Genomic DNA, 19,731 nt, shown 5'->3' on the forward strand with positions numbered 1-19,731 from the left:
TAAGTTTCTGTTCGAGATCGTAGCGCGGCATCGCGCGACGTCGGGCTCTAGTCCCTGAAATCCATAAGTCATAGGGGCATGCAGCCCGAGGCCGTCAGTGAACGAAGGTAGCCTGCTATCGCAGCGTCTTCAGGTACTTGACGAGTTCCGCAACTTCACCGGGATCGGTAACGCCCGCGAAAGGCATTCTGTTGCCCGGCACGGCTTGCTGCGGGTCGCTCAGGAAGGCCGCCAGGGATTTGTCGTCCCAGGTGATCTGTGCATTCTTCATGGCTCGGCTGTAGCCAAACCCCGGCGATGAGCCGGCCTTTCGGCCCACTACGCCGGCGAGCGGCGGCCCGATGGAGGCAGCGCCTTGCGCCGCGTGGCATGCCGCGCAGGTTGTCCATGTCTTGGGCGGCTGCACGGCCGATTGCCCGTGTGCCAGGTTCACGAATGCCGCGGCGCAGGCTGAGAGAAGGAGTGTTCGCATTTCGGGCTCCTCAAAGCATGCGCGGTTGCTTGGCATAGCGCACCAGGTCGTCGCCAAGCCGCAGTGCCAATGCCGCGAGCGGACCGGTCGGGTTGTAGCCCGCGTTGTGTGCGTACACGGATGCGCCGACCACGAAGAGGTTTTGCGCATCCCAGTGCTGCAGGCGGGGTGACACCACGCTCGTCGACGGGTCGGCGCCCATGACGGTGCCGCCCGTGGTGTGCGTCGTCTGATACTGCCGGGCGTCGAAGTCGCCGCGCCGGGGTTGCGGTGCGCCGACTGCCGTGGCACCCATGGCGCGCGCGATACCGGCGGCCTTGTTCGTGACGTACTCGCTCATCCGATGGTCGTTCTCGTGGAAATTGAACGTCATGCGCAGCAGCGGCGAGCCGTAGGCATCGCGGTACGTCGGATCGAGGTCGAGGTAGTTCTGGCTGTGCGGGTAGTTGCTGCCATGCACCGCGACGTTGAAGGCGTGCGCATACCAGTCGGCGTTGGCCTGTTTCCACGCGGACCCCCAGCGCGGCGTTCCGGCCGGATGAAGCCGGGCATTGATCGGGCGGCCGTTCGTCACGTTCGAGTAGATGTAGCCGCCGCCGAAGAAGCCGAGCCCTGCGTGGTCGAAGTTGTCGCCGTTGAATTCGTCCACCACCATCTGAGAGGCGCCCGACGCCATGAAGGGGTTGATCCAGCGGTCCTTGAAGAACACCGGCACCGAAGACATCACCTGGTAGCAGAAGTTCTTGCCGACCACGCCCTTGCCGGTCTTCGGGTCGTAGGGGCGTCCGATGCCGCTCGTGAGCAGCAGCTTGGTGTTTGTCATGGTGAAACCGGACAGCACGACGACATCGGCCGGTTGCTCGTACGTTTGGGCGGTCTGCAGATCGATGAACCGCACGGCCGTCACGCGCCGCGCGCGCTTGTCATAGACGAGGCCGGTCACCTGCGAGTGAAGACGGATCTCGAAATTCCGCTGTTTCAGCAGCTGGGGGTACAGCAGCACCGCCGGACTGGCCTTGGCATTGGCCTCGCAGATGAAGCGCTCGCAGTGGCCGCAGTACTGGCACGGCGCAAGGCTCGCGCCGTCGGGGTTGGTGTAGGCGCGCGGAGAGTTGGCCGCGGGCAGCGGGAACGGTTTGTAGCCGAGGGTTTGCGCGGCGGCCTTGAAGATCCGCCCCGACTCGAGGATTTCGAGCGGCGGCTGCGGAAAGCCGCGCTTTCGGGGCGCCTCGAAGGGGTTGCCGCCTTCGATCAGTTGCCCGCCGATATTGCCGGCCTGGCCCGCGATGCCGAAGAGCCGCTCGAACAGGTCGTGGTACGGCTCCATCTCTGCATAGCTGACGCCCCAGTCTTGCACCGTCATTTCGCGGGGAATCGCGGCCTTGCCGTAGCGGGACTCCAGGCGTGTGCGTAGAGCCGGGTCGTACTCGGCCCACCGCCAGGTCTGGCCGTTCCAGTGATTGGCCGCGCCGCCCATGCCTTCGCCTGGAAGGAAGGCTTCCATTCGGCGTATGGGCAGCGCGCTTTCGTTGGCGGCATGACGCAGCGTGTAGGTTTCGTTGGCCCAGTTCTGCACCAGGCTGTTACGCACGCCCCAACGCAATTCGTCGCGTTGGTTGGGCAGTGTGGCAGCCGCACTGCCGGCAAGATCGCTACCGCGCTCGAGCACCAGCACGTCGATGCCGGAGTTCATCATCTGCCGCGCAGCCAGACCGGCGGTGAGGCCGCCGCCGACGAAGACCACGGCGCGTTTGGGAAGTTTGTGAGTCATGGGTGTTGGGCCTTCAGCTAAAGTCCTCGATTGACTGCGGCTTGGCCGCACCGGGAAAGGGCAGGCCGCGGTACTGGACCACGTTGCGGCCGTGAAAGGCGGGCAGGCCGGGGAAGCCCACAGCGCGCCAGAAGGCCTTGTCGCGATTGCCGCCGTACATCGGATCGGCAAAGCAGGCCTGAACGAACAGCGGATAGAAAAAGTCGTTGAACCACGCACCGAGCGCATAGCGCTCGCCGTCCATCCGGCCGGCAGCGACCTCCTGCAGCATGGCGTCGAGCGGACCAGCCTCGAGCTGCTCGATCGCCTTGCCCGTACGTTGTTGAGCCTCGCGGCGCACCACTGCAAGGCCGGCCTTGAAGTGCTGCTCGGGTGTGAGGGGCGACTGGTAGCCGTGCTGCGGCTTGCCAGGACGCCAGGGGCCCTGTCGATAGAGCTGGTCGCCGCGCCCCCAGGCGCCGGCCAGCTGACGATCGATGTACAGGTGCAAGCCGCAATCCACGCCGTTCGGTGTCACTGCATCGGCCGGGCACATGACGTTGACGAGGGCCTCGGCGCAGGCGGCCTCCTGCGGGCCCAGCGACAAGTAAGCCGAAGAGTGAGCGTTGTCGGCAGGGCGGGTAGCGGCGTCCTGCGCCGAAGCGAGCGGACTGGCGAGGCCACCCAGCAGTGCGGGCCCCGCGAGCGCTGCAGCACCGGAGGCGCTGCCGATCTGGCGCAGGAAGAGACGCCGCGGAGGCGGTTCTCGGTCATTGAGGGACATGGGTATCTTTCTTCGAGGGACAAGAATCGCGCAAAGAGGTTGCGCGAAGGACGCGTGCCTTTCAGCGCTTCGATCAGAAGGGCTCGAATTTCGCGGCGCCCACTGTTTCGGTCGGTGTGATTGGCGTGAGGTCCAACGGCTCCTGGGGCGTCGGATAGGAGAGATCGGGCGAGGGGAACGGGACTGCGACCGAGGCATCGCTCGTTGCCTGGGGAATGGCGACAGCACCGGCCGGCTGGATCGCATAGATCGAGACCGAGGCCGTGAGACTGACCAGCAGTGCCGCAAAGAAGACTCTTTTCGTCATCAACTACTCCTGAAAATTTGAGCGAACCCCTCGAACGGAAAAACCGCTGAAGGCGGGCAGACAGTCAATGCATGCGACGAAGGAAAGTGGTTCGCGGGTCATGCATCTGTCGCGCTCAAATCTAGGTTTGGGCAGGTCGTTGCGGTAGACCTTTCGAGCGAAACGCCGCAGTGAGCCAACGGAATCAATGGGGGCGCGAGGGCGCTGGTCTGCGAGGCGCAGTCTCCGATGGCAAGTGCAGATATGCGCCCCTCGATGGCCGCTGAAAACTCGGCGTGAAGAAATTCGCCGAGCGGGAAAGCAGCAGGCGCAGGCGAAGGCACCGCCGGAGCGGTGGCGCTTGCTGCTGCGGGGACTCAGGAGAGGTTTGCCTTGTCCAGACCAAAGGCCTTGTCGGACGATCCGGGCACGGTCTGGAACGCGACGTTCACGCGGTTCCATGCATTGATGGCCATGACGCTGAAGGTCAGGTCCGAAAGTTCTTTTTCCGACAACTGTGTGCGCACGCGCTCGTAGATCTCGTCGGGCACGCCTTGCTCGGGCAGCTTGGTCAGCACTTCGGTCCAGGCCAGGGCCGCACGCTCGCGCGGAACGAAGAGCGTCGATTCACGCCAAGCGGCCAGATGGTGAATGCGAAGTTCGCGTTCGCCATGGATCTTGGCCTCCTTGATGTGCATGTCGAGACAGAACGCGCACCCATTGAGCTGCGACGCGCGAATCGCGATGAGGTCCCGAACCGTTTGCTCGATGGTGCCGTGGTCCACGAGCGTGCTGAACTCGATCAGCTTCTTGAAGAGGTCGGGCGATTGCTTGATGTAGTTGAGACGATGGGTCATGTGTGCTCCGGCCTCAGTGCGGCTGAGGTACCCGTTTGCGAAGAGTGCGGGAGAAAAAAAAAAAGGATCGATATGCGGCGCCGCAAGCTAGAAGCCAGCTTGCACGCCGCGAGCTCGCGTTCAGTAGTCCCAGATGATCGGAACCCAGCGAAAGATGTCACCGTCGATTGCCACCCGGCCGAGGGAGGGGAAGGGCAGGTGAGCGGCTACCAGCAGTCCGCGGGTCTGCGCCAGTTCGCGCAAGAGGCCGATGCGAACTTCGGCCGCTTTCTCGGGGTCGTGCTCGAAGCCGTTCTGCCAATCGGGGTGGTCGAACGCGACTGGGAACATGGCGTCGCCGGCGAACGTCAGGCGCTCACCGCCCGACACCAGGTCGACCACGCTGTGCCCTGGGGTGTGGCCACCGGTACGCCGGACCACCACGCCCGGCGCCACTTCGCGTCGCTCTTCGAAGGTCTGCAGCCGGTCGCGGTATGCGTTGTAGAAGCTCTTGGCCGTCGAGCGGAGCACCTCCGGCACCGGGTTGGGCATCACTGTGTGGGAGAAGTCGGGCGAGATCCAGAAATCGACTTCGGCCTTGGCCACGTGGATGCGCACGTCCGGGCGCAGGCGTTCCTTGATGCCGGGAACGAGCAGACCGCCCACGTGGTCCATGTGCATGTGGGTGAAGATCACGTCGGTGACGGACTCGAGCTCGATGCCGGCTGCGGCCAGGCGTTGCGGGAATTGTCCGGCGCGCGGAAAGCCTGGGAACTGGCCTCCCAGCCCGGCGTCGATGAGGATGGTCTGGTCGCCGCTGCGAGCCACCATCACGTTCAGCGGCCAGTCGTACTTGTCCGGCGGCATGAACATCTGGTCCAGCCAGCGCGCCAGGTCCGCCGGGTCGGCGTTGGTGGCCATCGTCGAGGTAGGCAGCGGCAGCACGCCATCGCTGACCACAAGCGCGTCGATATCGCCGATGCGCAGGGCGTAACGGGAGGGCACCGGATCTTTCGGCTTCTCACTCGCAGGTTGCAAGATTTCATCTGTGGGGGACATGGCGGAATCTCCAAAAGGGCGGCCCGATTGCGCAGGCCGAATCTGCCAGGGGACTGGCAGCAAGTTGCCGTTCAACTCCAAGGGGGTTGTCAGGCACGGATCACGGCAGAAGGCCGTCTGCCATTGATCGTAGGTAGGCGGGGCGCGCGCCGGTAGGCTCGTAGACGGACGCACAGTGGTGCCTGATACGCACCAAATGAATGGGCAAGATCGGGTTTCTAGAAGTGACGAGAGTTGTGCCGCTAGGCGCGCGACAAGACTGGCGGAGCTGTTCGCCGATGGTGCTTGTCGAGGGGCATTCGATGCTCTGCGGCAGATGGACTTGCCGGCGTGATTGCGTACGGACCAACGCGTGGACGCCACGGGGCGGCGTTACCCGTGCAGTTGCCGGAGGAGAGGCTCGTCGGGCGCTTTCCCCCTTTCCGTGCAAGAACTCGTTGAGGCTTGTTAGTCTCTACGAGGGCGGTGGGCAACGCGAACTTACCGTCTGTTTGGACCTCTAGCCTTTGACGGCGTTCATGATGGAGATGTTCAGCGACTTCCGGACGCCGAAGCCGAAGCCGAAGCCGAAGAATGAGAGCAACCACCGATAACCAGGTGTTTACGTGCCTATGGTTATCGTGGGTTGGGGCACCTACACCGCCGTAGCGCGATTGTTGACCTGAGCGTGCGTGAAGGCGAGACTGCCGATCTGAATAGAATCCGCCGCATGGCAACTGGCAAAAAAAGCACATTCGCAGTGCAACGTACACCCAAAGCGAAGAAGAGGCCGACTACCGTCAAGAAATCCGGAAAGCTTCCGCCGCAACGGCTGAAAGCTCCCCGTTGGATTTATTGGCTGGGACGGCCGAGCGTTTCACTACAGAAAGCGGCGCTGCTGACCATGGGTCTGGCTCCCGAGAAGGGAGTCATTGCGCTACTGAAAAACAAGGAGCGAAAGAAGATCGAGTTCCGCAAGCGCGAGAAGGAGCTCGAGGCCGCATACGGAATCAGCAAATGGATTCCACGTGCAAACACCCTGCCGCGTCGAGTCACCGTGCGCAACGCACTCGAGTTCGCGTCGGAGTCCGGATGGGCACTTGCGAAAAACGCCAAGAACGCGTTGATGCGAGCACGGCATCTTGAGCCGATGGACGGCATCGCCGACGTCCGCCGAGAAATGGATACCTCACCGATTGAACCGATAGACGGTGTTCGGCCGCTGCCGTTAAACACGGCGACAGGCTCTTTCGCCTTCGCGGTGGATCGGGAGCCGAACGCGAATGAAAAATCCAGCCGCAAGGAAGAACGCGCAATTCAAGTGCTCGGTGCGGTGCTCGTCTTGCTGCATCGCGTCGAGAAGAGGAAGGAAAGCTCGCGCTATATACGCGAGGGCGCGTTCAACCTCACCACGCTCGTAGAGGAAGTCAAAGCCGTCGTGGCCGAAGAGAAGGCCACAGCTCACGACCTCGCCGGTATGAGTGACAGCAATGTTCGGAGCTACCTTAAGGACGCGCTACGTGGCTACGCCATCGCGTATCCCAAGTCGAAGCCGAGTAGCGAAGCTGAGGAAGGTTAACCCCTCAGGGCCTTGTTGGCCGGTAGGGCGGGGGCCTTTCCTCGTCAGTTGGCGCGCCTTCAAATAGGCTGAGAAACTAGCGCCTTGCAACCTGCAAGTTCTACTCTTGCAGGCTGCTACTCGCACCTGCAGGTTGCAAACTGCAAGCGAGCTTTGCTTCGATCATTGATCCCGTTGCGCAACACACACCTCAGCCCCGGCTGAGATCTGTTTAAACCCATCGGAGATCACTCATGAATTCGAAACCATTGACGACCATGTCGTCTCTTCGGCAGCTCGCAGCTCGCCTCAACATTTCTCTCGGAACAGCGCGCAAGCTGGTCGACGACGGTCATCTGACCGCCGTCCGCGTCGGTACTCGCTGCGTGCGCATTAGCGACGCGGAGATCGAGAGCTTCCTCGCCGGTCAGAAGGCTGCCGCTTCTAAGAAGGAGGAGGCGCTGTGAAAAAGAACGAGAAGAAGAGCACTGAAAAAGACCAAGTGCTGCCCGGAGATGGCGCACTGCGGCAAGCGATCAAATCTGTGCGCCGGGCAGTCGATGTCAACGGCAATGCCACTAACAAACACGCCATCCAAATAGGGAAGAAGTGGCACTTCCTCGATGCTCTCGAGCTGGTCAATGGGAAAATCGATAGCCTCGCCAAGGCATCGCAAGCAAGCAACTTGCCGATTGACTTGACCAAGAGAGAGTACGTGGAGCTCGGGGCCCAGATCGCGAAGGCCGTGCGCGGCTCTGCCGTGGTGCTGTCCTCCTCCGGTTATCACGTGGTGCGATGGAAGGGGGAATCCTATAAGGCGGTTGTTTGGCGCGGAGAAGCGCACTGGATCGGCGAGGAACCCGATGCAGTCGTCGTCATTGAAGACGCCGTCAACTTAGAGATCGTCGAACCTGTGGGTGATCTTGAAGAGTGGAAGGCCGAGATCGGCACCCACTTTGCCAAGAACCCATACATGATCGTCACTCTGGGTGCGGCACTCTCCGCACTGCTGATTCGACCGCTGGCACTCGAGCGGCTGATGCTCTTGCTCGTTGGAGAGAGTTCGATTGGCAAGACTGCTATTCAAGAAGCCGTGCAATCGATCATCCGGCCTGGGCCCGTCGACTCTGCTTCTGGCACCGTGCTCGGGCTTCAGCAGCAGATGTCCCTCCAGCCGGACCAACCCGTCTTCTTTCAGGAGACTCGCCAGGTCAGCGACGCAAGCAACCTCATCAATTTGGTGTTCGACCACGGCAACGCGGGCAAACGAGTGGTGGGGCACGCATCGCAGCAAGCCATAGAAGGCAAGGCCCTGCATTGCGTACTCATCGCTTCTAACGAACGCACGATCGCCGAGATGGTGCGCAGCCGAAACGTAACCATCGATGCGGGCATCGGCGCTCGTGTTCTCGAACTCATCGTCGATGGCCCTCATGGTGCATTTCACGATGTACCTGAATCGATGGAGCCGGCGGCTTTCGCGGAGTATTTGTCTGCGAGCAGTGAATCGCTCTATGGGGCGCTATGGGACGCCTGGGTCGAAGTTCTCGTGACGAATCATGACGAACTTCGTGAGAAAGCGAAAACCCAGATACCGAAAATCCGCGCGTGGCTGGAAAAGAAAGTGGAGACGAAGGATCGCATCCTGAAGCGCATGCTCAACGGCTATGCCGGGTGGATGTTTGCAATCTTGTCCGCCCGACGACATGAACTTATCGAACTCACCGCGGACGAGATTAAAGAAGCATTCGCGACAGTCATCACAGCGCACAAGGAGCGTGCGAGAGGTGGCCTCAGTTCTATGGATCAAGAGATCCTCGAGGAGATCCGAGCCTCCATCGATGAAAACCCGAGTCGTTTTCCGCCGTTGAGTCTGGTTGATCGCAAGAAGGACGGACTGTGGGGCTACGAGCATGCAGTGGCGGACGAAGATCTGTATCTGGTGTTCAAGTCATCACTAGGCAAGATCGCGAAGAACCACGCGGAGAGGGACGTTCTGCGTGTGCTCAAAGCATCGGGGATGCTCAAGCACAACAAAGATGGGCTCATGTATTCGGTGCGGACACCAGAGAGCGACATGCCCAAGCGCTTTTACGCTATCCGCAAATCGATTCGATATGACGGCTAGCCGGCGTGGCTGACCCCGAGTTACGGCGTTACGCCGTAACAGCCGGCAAGAAGACAGTCGTCGCCGCAAGCGGGCTGCGAAGTCCCTCGGCCCGGTAATACCCCACAAACCTTTATTTCATTTACCAGTCTGGCCGACCGCCAGACAAGGAAGAAACTCATGCTTTTTCGTCTGATTCCTGAAGTGGAATCGCATCCTGATACTGATACCGAGCACACCGCCCGGCTCTTCAAATCGTCGTTGTTCGACACCATGAAGGTGAAGATCGAGCTCCCGGCTAAAGCAGTTAAGGAGTTGCATGCCTCGGTCCTCAAGCACGACGGCTACAACTTCAAGGTCCCCGGTCCGTTTCCTGGTTGCATCGCCACTATCTTCTCCCGCCCCAGCGAAAAGATCGTGTACATCGAGGCAAGTCCGAAGTTCCTTACTGGCCAGAACGTCGTCGGTATCGAGGACGCGCATCAGTTGACTTCCGAGATCATCACTTCGGCCCTAGTGCGTGCTGGGCTTAGCATCAGTCAGGCGCTTGCCCAGCGTGTGGAGGAGGGCACCTATGAACTGCTGCGGGCCGACTTCGTTGCCCACTGCGATTGCGGCTCCCCCGGGCGTCTGCACGCCGTCATGCTGGCGCTGCGCCACCTGGCCGTCGGCACTGCGCGTGACGTCAGCTTCTACGGCGTTGACACGCTCTACATCGGTCAGCACTCTCGTCGCAAGTCTTTGAAGATCTACAACAAGGGCTCGGAGCTGTCGGTTCGACCGATCCCTGAAGGTGTGCCGAATCGAACCAAACTGACCTCTAAGGCTCAGAGCCTATTGCGCTTCGAGATCGTCCTTCGCGCTGAGGAGCTGAAGCGCCTCGGGCGGTCTGATCCGAAGGCGCTGACCGCTGAAATCGCCCGCGGTTTCATGCAGCGCCAGTTCGACTTCGTCACCCGTGCCGGCGGAATCATTCCGGATCTCGCACTGGCATCGAATCTGTCCCGCGCGTGCCAGGCCAAGCTTCGCGCGTGGGTGCTCGGCGACACGTCTGCGTTTGCTGGCTCGCCGACGACCCTCGCTTCGAACCGTCGCCAAGTTCTCGCCACCACGGGCATCGATGTCGCAAGTCCGATCGATGCCGAGACCCAGCGCTTGGCCGTCATGGCGGTTCGCGACGTGCTGCGCGACGGTGTGGGTTTCAAGGCCCATCCGAAGCGGTGGGAGCAACTGAAGAAGGACGCAGAAGCACACGGCCAAGGAGTGCTTCGCGAATAAGTCGATCCCTCGAATCCGCCGAATTGAGTGTTTAGGACCGCGGCAGCCTTCCCGGTACGGCTATCGCCCTCGTGGGTGCACTCCAGCAACCTGGCTGCTATCAGCAACTGCAGCTTGATACGCGGGTGTTCTACCCGCGAGCTGACATTTGTCGATTGGCCCACGAATGGCACTGCGCCGCGTTCCCTCTCCTGAAGAAGATGCCTTGCGGGGCAATGTGAAGAAAGAAAAAGATGATTGAGATTACTACTGAACAATTCGAAAGACTCTACGAAAACCATTTCCGCGAGAAGCGAGAAAGTGTCATGAATCTGATGCCCGGCGCTACCGTGAAGATGAGAACTGGACCCTGGCACTTGGTTTCGATGAAAGAATACAGTGAAACATGTGAGATCGGCCTGGCGATCCACATGCGTGGTGGCATGACTGGAGGCGCGATCAGTCTGCAGCGTCTCCGATTAGTGATGGCAGAACGCAGCATCGACTGGGAAATCGTAGATGACTACAACAACCAAACGTTGGGTGAAATCTTCGACCAAAGGCTGATCTGGGACCCGGAATCTGACCGAAACTAAATTTGAATGGAGCCGCGGTCAGCGCGCCTTGCTCAAAATTCTTGAGCCAAGCAGATCGCAGTCGAGCCCTGCCACGAAGGCATCGCTGTCGCATCCTCTAGGAACAAGCGGTGTGGTGGCCCGTCTACGGCCATCAAAGCCTTAAAGTTCCTGGGGATCTTTGCGGCTGGCGTCTTCGAGATGCACGGCAAAAAGTATGGCGAGGCGAGGTGCATCAGCGCATCCTGCGTCATTGATTGCACTTCCGAGCGCGTTGGCGATATGCGCTGACATTGAGCCAATGTCTTTCCCGTTTAAGCTCGTAACCATCTCTAATTCAAGGACTCATCGATGGCAAAGACTTTCCTCCAAGTGCAAAAGCAGATCGAGCAGCTCCAGAAGGAAGCCGAGCAGCTTCGCAAAAAGGAGGCCGACGGCGTGCTTGCCCGTATCAAGGAAGCCATCGCTGTGTATGGCTTCACGGCCGCTGACCTCGGCGTTGGCAAGGGCGCGGGCCGCGTAGCCGCCGTTGCGAAGACGGCTGCGAAAAAAACTAAGAAGGTCAACAAGCAGACTTCCGGCGCTGCAACCGCAAAGTTCCGGGATGATCAGGGCAACGAATGGAGCGGGCGCGGCCCTCGCCCTGCCTGGTTCAAAGCTGCGCTCGAGGCCGGCAAATCCGCCGACGACCTGCGCGCCAAGTAGAAAGAGAGCCACTCGAAATTCGAGTGGCCCCCTTTCGCCACAATAATCATCTAGAAGCAGGCGACGATCTAGGCCTTAGCGTCGCGCTCCGGCCGGCTGGTAAATGGCCCTTGCTCGCTTCACTGCTTCGACCATCTGCGATTTGCTGATGCTAGGCAACTCGAGGCCTTCGTCGCCGGCCGCATACAGCCCTCCACCAAAGTCGCTGTCGTAGAACTGCCCGTCTCGTTCCCCACCATCGTGGTAGGCCCGCATGGTCGAGACGGTGAGGTCGTGCCCATGCAGCAATGCTAATTGCTGCCATTGCCAAGCGTCCATCGCGTTGCCCAAGTCCACCGCCTCGGTAGCTAGTGTCCGAATTGCGTCTATGTCGCCGCGCGCGGCCAGTTGCGTCAGCGCGGCTGCGTCACCACGCCGGGCCAGCACGGCCAGAGCATCGGTATCTCCCTCGGCAGCGGCGACGCGGAGCCATTTCATGCGCTGCGCGTCGTCGGGGGCAACTTCTACCATGCGTCGGGCATCTACAGGGCCATCCATTTGGTCCGCAATCTCGTACAGGGCTCTGCCGCCCAGCGCCTCCGCACATTCCAGCGCGGCCGTACGATCACCCAGCGACGCAGCAGACTTAAGGTGCTGCATGTACTTTTCATACACGGGCGCGTCGCGCAAGTATTCGTCGACCCAGCCCTGCTCAATCGACGACAGCTTTCGGCCCTTCAGCGATTCCTCATACAGGTAGGGGCTCGGCCGCCCGCAGCGGTAGTACGCAGCAAGCGCAAAGTGCGCAATCGCGTCGGCCGGCCGAAGCTGAACCGCACGTTCTAGGCTGTCGAGGAGGAGGGGAGAGCTGGCAGGAAGCACCTGGCCCGGCAGGTGACCACCCGAGCTGGATTCGGGTTTTGTACCCCAATCGTCGTCCTCCAACTCCTCGTCGGTCAGTTCGTCCTCGTCATCGAGGTACTCGCGCGCTGATGGGCGCGGCGCATGCAACGCGGTTGCAAGCGTTTGCCATTCGACAAACGACAGCTTCAGTTCGCCAATTAGCTCGGTCAGCACGGCCGCCGTAGTCTCGGCGTCCGCCGTCGAGTACTCGAGTTGAATCGCGCGGCCGGCTATCAGCGCTCGTGCTTGCAAAGGCTGGCCATCCGTTCCTGTGTCGGCCAGCACTGCGGCCGAATCAAACGCGGCCCATGACCGAAACCCTGCCGCCGCAGCAAGCAGTTCGAGAACATGCCCACGTTTGACCGAGCAGGTTAGGCGAGACTGGAGGCGAGATTGCGCAACATACGCCAGTTCTTTCAACGTCATTCGAAACTCCTTCGTTGTCGACACACGTCGCCTCGGGAAAGCGGTGCGCGCGTTTAAATGCCCGAGGACGACAAGCGTCGGAAGAAGAGATATGCGTTGAACGAAGGGAGATGGAAAGCGGCCTTTTTCTACTCGCGCGCAAGTAAGGTTGGCACCTGGCGCGCAGTTTAGCGTAGCCGTTGGCTGGCAAGCAATAGCGCGTAGGGCAGGGTGCCGGCGGCCAGTGTCGTTATCGTGGCCTGCGTAAATGCCCGTTTATCGGCCCTTGGCTGCGGCATGGTCGGTGCCGCACAAACTACATTGCGCGTTGCCTTGCGAGAAGAAGGCGGCGGAGTCAGAGTAACGATGCTAATTCAAGTAAAGAAGCCTTCGCGCCGCGATGCATTCACCAGGGCGTACTCAAGAAGACGTCGCTCAGCCCATCCCCAAAACATGGGATTGGCTGCAGCACCCGAGTCGGGCTAACTCCGCAAAGTGATCCGAACTTCAGGGTGCGAAACTGGCGAGTGCGTCGTCATCTCTTAGTACGGATTGCACACACGTGCGTTTTCACGGGTGCCGATTTGGAGGAGGATCTATGAAAAGTGCTCTCGTACTAGGCGCGGTATCCCTATGCATCCTTGCAGGCTGCTCAAGCGGTAGCAAGCTAGATGATGCACCTGTTTACCTCACCGCAAGACGTGCGCAAAGCCAGTTAACTCTACAAGATCCAACGGGGCAGGCTCCCAACGCCGCGACGCCCCAAGGGGCCAATCCTGGAGCGGGATCCGGCGCGGGCACCGTAGCAGCAGTGGCCGGCACGACACCAAACGTACAAGTAAACACTCCTGCCGCCAAGCGCGTGCCCCCAAGAATTGACGTTGCACCAATCACTGGATATGTCGATCTTGATCGTGAAATTGGCGCAATTTCGTTCGAGAATGCCTATACACGTATCGTGGTAAGAAGCGAGCTTTGGGAGTTTTCCGGAGCGAGCGCCGGAGAGTCCGATGAGGTTCAGCCGTTGCCGTATTCGCGACGCGGTTGGATGGAGCGTTATCTTGTTGCCCAAAAAGACGACATGAACCTCTCTGTGAAAGTACGGATTGGGGATTACGACGAAACCGTCCCTTTGGCGATCATCGGTGCGAACAGTGATCGAAATGGAGAGGCTTGGAGCCGCGAATTAACACATGATGCGGCAAGTTTCCCTTGGTTTCTCGTGCGAGCTGGTGGCGCTGGAGTTGTCCCTCGCGTTGTCACTGAGTTCAACGGCAGTCGAGCTTGGGAATCGGGAGTAGCGGCTACCGCGCTACAAGTGGCGCTCGGCGCTATCAAGATCATGAGCCCACAGGCGACTGTGATTACTACGCTAAGCGCGCCAGCAACGCGCGACAAGGCCAATGCCATCGATCAGGTTATCAGCAAGCTATTCTCGAGCCGACTTGTTGAGCGCCATGCGAGTGATCGCTCCCTGGCAAGATGGAGCCCGACGGGCGGGCTCAACATCAAGCTCAACATTCCGCTCCGCGGTGCGGATTGGAATGGAGACGTTGGCACCGTTGGTGGATGGACCATAAGCTTCGAAGCCCCACGGCCGTCCCTATTTTCTGATTGGTACCTCTGCTCTCCCGAGGTCGCTACGAAGCGCTGCAAAGCGACGTTGTCTACTGCTGCGGCTGAAGCGCTTAACAAACCCAGTGCCTCGGCTATTCTCGCTTACCCCTTGCTGCGAACGGCAGGTAGTGAACTGACGATCAAAAGCTACCTTCTTCAGCAAAGCTGGTATGCCTCCGCTCAAAGCGCATTCAGCGGCAATCAGCAATCGGATGCCTGGATCGCACACGGCCTTTGTCTGAGCATCGCGGATAGTGTGATTGCTCTAGGACTCAACTACATCGATGCGACGTTGGTGACCTGGGCCGCAATGGAGGGTATGCAGCATTCGAAAGTTGCCCATGCGTTAGCGTGGAAAAATGCTCCCGCTTGTTTGGCTGCATCGGGGAAAATTACATAGCCGCGAGACATGATGGCCTTGAAGACCGCAGCAAAACTTGCGCAGCGAAGCCCACAACCTAACGGCCTTGCACGCTAATGCGCACCCTACATGTGCTGGCGCTCTATTCCATATACGTAGGCCTGCTTCTTGACGCTCTTGCGAGGCGCAACTGCGTGAGGCGATGGATGGTCAGCATTTCGGCCGACGCTGTCAGGCAATACCTGGCAGGCAAGGGGTAAAAGCCCGACTCAGTCAGGCTTGGAGGTGAGAGCTAAATTCCGACCCAAAAGAGGGCGTAACAGCAGAACGGCTGACTGCTTCATTTGAGCCGAAGGCATTCTAAGAAGACCGCCCCGGCGACCAGCGCTATTTCACACAGCAGACGGAGGAATCGGCCTCATGGCTGTGCATCATGATCGTGCTCATCTTCGAGCGACAAATCCTGATCCTCATTTTCGAATTCAGAGTCTGCGGCAACGATGCCGACCGATGCTGAAAGGCTGCTGCTCTTGCGCTTCCCCCTACGCCGATCCACGAAGTCCTGAAACTGCTTCGACGCGAGCTGCTTGCACCGTTCCAGTTCGTTAAGCGTTGGTGGCTGCGGATCGTCGATGAACTTCGCGACCTCGAAGTGCATGGGATCGTTGAAAGTTGCTCCCCAGTTAAAGCCCAGCGCCAGGAAGACGTGCGCCAGCGGAGCGGTTGTCTCGCCTTGGTTGGGTGCATCTGGATTGATGTCCACCGCGATGCCAAAGGCATGATTGGATGGCAGGGTGCTTTTGACTTTCTGGCCCAGGGCGTTAAACGGCTTTCGCAGCCGCCTGTTGATGGTGCCGCCGGCCTCGTCTACATGCTTCATTAAGTCGAGCCGCTCCAATTCTGAGAAGACCATCTCCAGCTGGGCATGGCCCCGCTCGTGCAGGCCAAACCAGCCGTCTTTGATGCCATCGCTGCCCTTGATGCCTACCAACTGCGGGATCAAGACCTTCTTGATCGCTCTGGAGTCGAAACCACTGATGATGGTGATTTCCGCGCCGCGGTCGTAGTTCTCTTCCGTGCCTTCGAACTCATACACCACGGTCCCAAACAAGGGATGGTTGTAGCTGCCTTGCATGTCGCGCCCCTTTCTGTTTGTCCTGTGCACATCATTCGGGAAAGCTCTGGCGGCGGCTCCCTGCACTTACCGTTCTCCGAGGCCGCACGGCTGTCAAGCCCCTACTGCTTGTGGCATCGAATTTGTAGTCGATCTCCACAGGCTCTCACTTGATCTCGCTTGCTGCGCACTGCCGCAAATTTCCATGGGCATGTCTGAGAAAACTCTCGAAGCTGATCACTGGCCCAAGCTTGCTATTGCGGACTGTTACTGCCGACTTGATCTATCACCAACGTATCGAGGCGCTGAGACCAGGCGCGTCTTAGTTGATGCTCCGCCTTTCAGCGATTGGCCTTTCGCTGGGTCGTCTCTCGGTGACGACAAGCGACAGTCTCCGAGAAACAGAATTGCCTGCGCAATCCCCTATTTGGGGGAGACGGGCTGATAGGTCCGCGAAATGTAGCGAAGGCGGAGTACCTGCCGGCTCGGGAAACCCCAAAGCTCTACGAGGTCGAGGAGCTTCAGTGAGAGCACGCAAAACAAGTGCGCAGATTTCAGCAACCTCGGCTATCGTGAACTGGCCTTAACTTGTACGAAATCACGATGTTTGATCTTTGGCTTCTGCTGCCGTTTCTGTTGATTGCCACCGAAAATCGACCCGGCTAACGCACTAGGGTCAGGTATCGCCGGAATTCAACATGCGGTTCTAGGGAAGGTCTGAACAGGTCACGAATTGGCGTGCGATGAAGCCCAAGGTTGTGCATGGTGATGAATCGCACCGCCAGATGCGCCGAATCGATGAGGTCTGCCCCTCATCCAGCGCCCTCAGGCTGTTTGCGGACACACCTGTCCCATCATCGACATCAGTTTCTTGCGCGTCATCCAAAGATTGGACAGCGCGATCACATGCGCCGCGCTCTTGGCCACGCTCGCGAATTGACAACGGACCTTGAATTGCCTAGGATTTAAACACTCGTTTAAACCAAGTGGTGAAACATGAGTGCTGAGCCTGTGGCCCGTCGGCGCCGATCCGCAACCTCGCAGCTGCACGACGGTGATGCAACGCAGACGCGTGAACGCATTCTGGATGCCGCTTTCCGGCGCCTGGTGGCCGAAGGCTACGCGGCCCTGAGCGTGCGAGAAATCGCCCGCGACGCGGGCGTCAACCACGCCCTCATCAACTACCACTTCCGCAGCAAGGACCAGCTGGTGATCGAGGTGCTCGACGCCGTCAACCAGCGGCTGCTGGCGCGCCAGGCGTCGATGTACGCCGGCGAGGGAGGCTTTGCGCAGAAGTGGGCCAGCGCGCGACGCTTCTACGAGGAAGACCTCGAATCAGGTTTCGTGCGCCTGCAGGCCGAGCTGTGGGCGGCAAGCCTGTCCAACCTGGACTTGCGAGAGAAGTTCCTGCCGCGCCTGCTGGCCTGGAAGAAGCTGGTACTTGGCGCGGTGCGCGAGGCCGTCAGTGCGCTGGAGGCCGACGGCGGCTCGTTGCCGGCGCCGTTCACGCCCGAAGTCATCGCATGCTGGATCTCGGAGTTCTGGCTGGGCATGGAATTCGCCGATCTGCTGGGCGTGAAGGAAGAGCAGGCCCAGCATCGCGCGGCGCTGGATGCCGTGCAATGGTTGCTGGAGTCGCTCGATGCGCGAGCTGGCCGCAAGGCGGCCCGACGATCCCGCACGCGGAGCACGCCATGAGCACACCGGAACGGCCGCTGCCCGAACGCCTGGTACGCAACGCCGGCCCGTTGCCTGCGCCCGGCGCCGTGCCGTCGGAGCACGCGTCGCCCTACGAGACCGTTCAGCCGGTGCAGCAGGGCTTCATCGATCGCGATGGCGTGCCGATCTGGTATGCGACCTGGGGCGAGAGCGGACCATGGATTGCTTTCGCGCCGCCCTTCCAGATTGTGCACAGTCAAATGCTCAAGGGTGTGGTGCCCTACCTTTCGCAGCACTTCCGCGTCATCACCACGGATGGACGAGGCAACGGCCGCTCGGGCCGACCTGAGCAGCAGGATGCCTATAGCTTCGACCACTTCTATGGCGACTTCGTCGCCGTGTTGGACGCGGTCGGTGTGCAGCGCGTGGCGCTGGTCGGCATTTCGGCCGCCGCGCTGACGGTGCTCCGGCTGGCGGCCGAGCAACCGCAGCGCGTCACGCACTTGGTCACGGCCGGAGGCTTTGCCGAATCGCTGGCTGGCGAACCCGAAGTCGCGCGCCGCCTGGAAATGGAGAGCGCGCTGCTGCGCAGCGACTGGCCCGGCTATATCGACTGGTTCATGGCCACCATCTTCAGCGAACCGCATTCGACCAAGCCGTATGAAGACGGGGCGCACTACGCCTGGGCCACCCGCGCCGACTGGCTGGGCTGGTGCCGCCGTGCGTGGCTCGGCAACGACGTACGCGCGCTGGCGCGCCAGGTGACGTGCCCGACACTGGTGATCCACGGCGACGACGACCGGCGCGTCGGCTACGCCAAGGGGCGCGAGATCCATGCGCTGGTCGAGGGCTCGAAGATGCTCACCGTCGCCGGCGGCGGCCATGTCACGGTAGCGCGCGACCCGGTGCTGTTCAACCGCGCGGTGTGCGAATTCATCGGCGGCTTGCCGCACGAGCGGACATGGATGCGCGCCATGAAGCGCCCGCGCCGCGCGCTGTTCATCTCCAGCCCCATCGGCCTGGGCCATGTGCAGCGCGACCTGGCCATCGCGCGCGAGTTGCGCAAGCTGCAGCCGGATTTGGCGATCGAATGGTTCACCACCAACCCCGCCGCGGCCTACCTCAAGCGCGAAGGCGAACGGCTGCACCCGATCACGCAGCGCCTGGCGAACGAGAGCCGCCACTTCGAGGAGATGGCAGGCGAGCATGACCTGTCGGCCTTCTTCGCTCTGCGCACGATGGACGAGGTCATGAGCCGCAATTTCATGACCTTCGTCGACCTGGTCGAGGCCGAGCACTACGACATCGTGATCGGTGACGAAGCCTGGGAGGTGGACTATCACTATCACGAGAACCCGGAACTCAAGCGCCAGCCCTACGTATTTCTTACCGACTTCGTTGGCTGCCTGCCGATGGAAGAAGGCAACGCGCGCGAGGCGGCCCTGTGCGCCGACCGCAACGCCGACGACCTGGAGCACGTGGCGCGCTATCCCTACCTGCGCGACGCGGCGATCTTCGTGGGCAACCGCGAGGACGTGACCGAGCAGCCCTTCGGCCCCGGCATGCCCGGCATCCGCGACTGGACGGACCACAACTTCTGCTATTGCGGCTACTGCCTGCCCTTCGACCCGAGCACCCTGGCCGATACCGAACGCTTGCGCGCGCGGCTGGGCTACCGCAGCGATGAGAAGATCGCGATCGCCGCGGTTGGTGGCACCTCCACCGGCGTTCATCTGCTCAAGCGCATTGCGGCCGCTTTCCCGCGCATGAAGCGCGAGTTGCCGGAGCTGCGCCTCATCCTGGTTACCGGCCCGCGCCTGTCCACCGACACATTCGCACCGCAACCCGGGCTTGAACTGCGGCCCTACGTCCACAACCTCTTCGAGCACCTCGCCTGCTGCGACCTCGCGCTGGTGCAGGGCGGCCTGTCGACCACGATGGAACTGGTGGCCACGCGCCGGCCCTTCCTGAGCTTTCCGCTGCAGCGCCACTTCGAGCAATGCGTGCATGTGCGCCAGCGCCTCGCCAACTACGCTGCGGACCGCTCAATGGACTATGCGGCGACCTTGGACCCGGACGCGCTCGCGTTGCGAGCCCTGGCGGCCATGCATGAACCGGTGCGCTACCGTCCGGTTGAAACTGATGGCGCGGCACGCGCGGCGCTGCGCATTGCGCAGGTGCTGGACAACCGCGGGTGGTCACGATGAAACCACCTGCATCCATCGGCGCGCCCGACGGCGCCTGCCGCCCGCCGCCCCGCCCGTCGGGCTGCGAGGTGCCGTAGCTTGGAGTGGCTCGCACCCGAGCCGCGCCTCCACCACTTTG

General features: G+C 61.0%; 17 protein-coding genes. 9 read left to right on the forward strand and 8 right to left on the reverse strand.

The genetic code is table 11. From position 1 onward, the window contains the following. Window positions 1-115: 115 nt before the first annotated feature. The 6 genes from V9K97_RS21950 to V9K97_RS21975 form a co-directional block, all read right to left on the reverse strand. Entirely contained in the window at window positions 116-472 is a 357-nt protein-coding gene (locus tag V9K97_RS21950) for a c-type cytochrome (RefSeq protein WP_337320679.1), read from the reverse strand. Between the two features lie 10 nt (window positions 473-482). After that, window positions 483-2,243, reverse strand: coding sequence for a GMC family oxidoreductase (locus V9K97_RS21955; RefSeq protein WP_337320681.1), 1,761 nt, complete (start codon window positions 2,241-2,243; stop codon window positions 483-485). A 13-nt stretch (window positions 2,244-2,256) separates the two neighbouring features. Continuing rightward, window positions 2,257-3,006 (reverse strand): gluconate 2-dehydrogenase subunit 3 family protein, encoded by a 750-nt coding sequence (locus V9K97_RS21960; protein WP_337320683.1) that lies wholly within the window; start codon window positions 3,004-3,006, stop codon window positions 2,257-2,259. Between the two features lie 73 nt (window positions 3,007-3,079). Further along, window positions 3,080-3,313, reverse strand: a complete 234-nt coding sequence (locus tag V9K97_RS21965) for a hypothetical protein (RefSeq protein WP_337320685.1) — start codon at window positions 3,311-3,313, stop codon at window positions 3,080-3,082. Between the two features lie 356 nt (window positions 3,314-3,669). Beyond that, window positions 3,670-4,149 carry a carboxymuconolactone decarboxylase family protein gene (locus V9K97_RS21970; RefSeq protein ID WP_337320687.1) on the reverse strand — a complete coding sequence of 160 codons (480 nt, stop codon included), beginning with the start codon at window positions 4,147-4,149 and terminating at the stop codon, window positions 3,670-3,672. Window positions 4,150-4,269: 120 nt separating this feature from the next. After that, window positions 4,270-5,187, reverse strand: a complete 918-nt coding sequence (locus V9K97_RS21975) for an MBL fold metallo-hydrolase (RefSeq protein WP_337320688.1) — start codon at window positions 5,185-5,187, stop codon at window positions 4,270-4,272. 709 nt (window positions 5,188-5,896) lie between these two features. Here V9K97_RS21975 and V9K97_RS21980 point away from each other — a divergent pair. The 6 genes from V9K97_RS21980 (at window position 5,897) to V9K97_RS22005 (ending at window position 11,368) form a co-directional block, all read left to right on the forward strand. Next, window positions 5,897-6,745 (forward strand): hypothetical protein, encoded by an 849-nt coding sequence (locus tag V9K97_RS21980; protein WP_337320690.1) that lies wholly within the window; start codon window positions 5,897-5,899, stop codon window positions 6,743-6,745. 233 nt (window positions 6,746-6,978) lie between these two features. Continuing rightward, complete coding sequence (locus tag V9K97_RS21985; protein WP_337320692.1) at window positions 6,979-7,191, forward strand: helix-turn-helix transcriptional regulator; 213 nt, start codon at window positions 6,979-6,981, stop codon at window positions 7,189-7,191. Continuing rightward, window positions 7,188-8,852: a DUF927 domain-containing protein gene (locus V9K97_RS21990; RefSeq protein WP_337320694.1), complete on the forward strand. Its 1,665-nt coding sequence runs from the start codon at window positions 7,188-7,190 to the stop codon at window positions 8,850-8,852. Before V9K97_RS21985 ends, V9K97_RS21990 begins: the two co-directional genes overlap by 4 nt. Before the next feature lie 159 nt (window positions 8,853-9,011). After that, window positions 9,012-10,109 (forward strand): phage/plasmid replication protein, II/X family, encoded by a 1,098-nt coding sequence (locus V9K97_RS21995; protein ID WP_337320695.1) that lies wholly within the window; start codon window positions 9,012-9,014, stop codon window positions 10,107-10,109. Between the two features lie 233 nt (window positions 10,110-10,342). Continuing rightward, a complete protein-coding gene (locus tag V9K97_RS22000; protein ID WP_337320697.1) occupies window positions 10,343-10,684 on the forward strand; it encodes a hypothetical protein in 342 nt (113 codons plus the stop codon). Window positions 10,685-11,014: 330 nt separating this feature from the next. After that, window positions 11,015-11,368, forward strand: a complete 354-nt coding sequence (locus V9K97_RS22005; protein ID WP_337320699.1) for an H-NS histone family protein — start codon at window positions 11,015-11,017, stop codon at window positions 11,366-11,368. A gap of 75 nt (window positions 11,369-11,443) precedes the next feature. On the opposite strand, the gene V9K97_RS22010 is transcribed toward V9K97_RS22005, so the two are convergent. Continuing rightward, complete coding sequence (locus V9K97_RS22010) at window positions 11,444-12,676, reverse strand: hypothetical protein (protein ID WP_337320701.1); 1,233 nt, start codon at window positions 12,674-12,676, stop codon at window positions 11,444-11,446. A gap of 577 nt (window positions 12,677-13,253) precedes the next feature. Between V9K97_RS22010 and V9K97_RS22015 the strand changes: the two genes are divergently transcribed. Further along, complete coding sequence (locus V9K97_RS22015; protein ID WP_337320703.1) at window positions 13,254-14,672, forward strand: hypothetical protein; 1,419 nt, start codon at window positions 13,254-13,256, stop codon at window positions 14,670-14,672. Window positions 14,673-15,051: 379 nt separating this feature from the next. Here V9K97_RS22015 and V9K97_RS22020 read toward each other — a convergent pair whose 3' ends face one another. Continuing rightward, window positions 15,052-15,768: a M15 family metallopeptidase gene (locus V9K97_RS22020; protein WP_337320705.1), complete on the reverse strand. Its 717-nt coding sequence runs from the start codon at window positions 15,766-15,768 to the stop codon at window positions 15,052-15,054. Window positions 15,769-16,743: 975 nt separating this feature from the next. Here V9K97_RS22020 and V9K97_RS22025 point away from each other — a divergent pair. After that, window positions 16,744-17,445 (forward strand): TetR/AcrR family transcriptional regulator, encoded by a 702-nt coding sequence (locus V9K97_RS22025; protein WP_337320707.1) that lies wholly within the window; start codon window positions 16,744-16,746, stop codon window positions 17,443-17,445. Further along, a complete protein-coding gene (locus tag V9K97_RS22030) occupies window positions 17,442-19,613 on the forward strand; it encodes an alpha/beta fold hydrolase (RefSeq protein ID WP_337320709.1) in 2,172 nt (723 codons plus the stop codon). The genes V9K97_RS22025 and V9K97_RS22030 overlap by 4 nt, the downstream gene beginning before the upstream one ends. Window positions 19,614-19,731 lie beyond the last annotated feature (118 nt).

This window comes from Variovorax sp. CCNWLW186, assembly GCF_037203865.1.
Taxonomy (GTDB): Bacteria; Pseudomonadota; Gammaproteobacteria; order Burkholderiales; family Burkholderiaceae_C; genus Variovorax.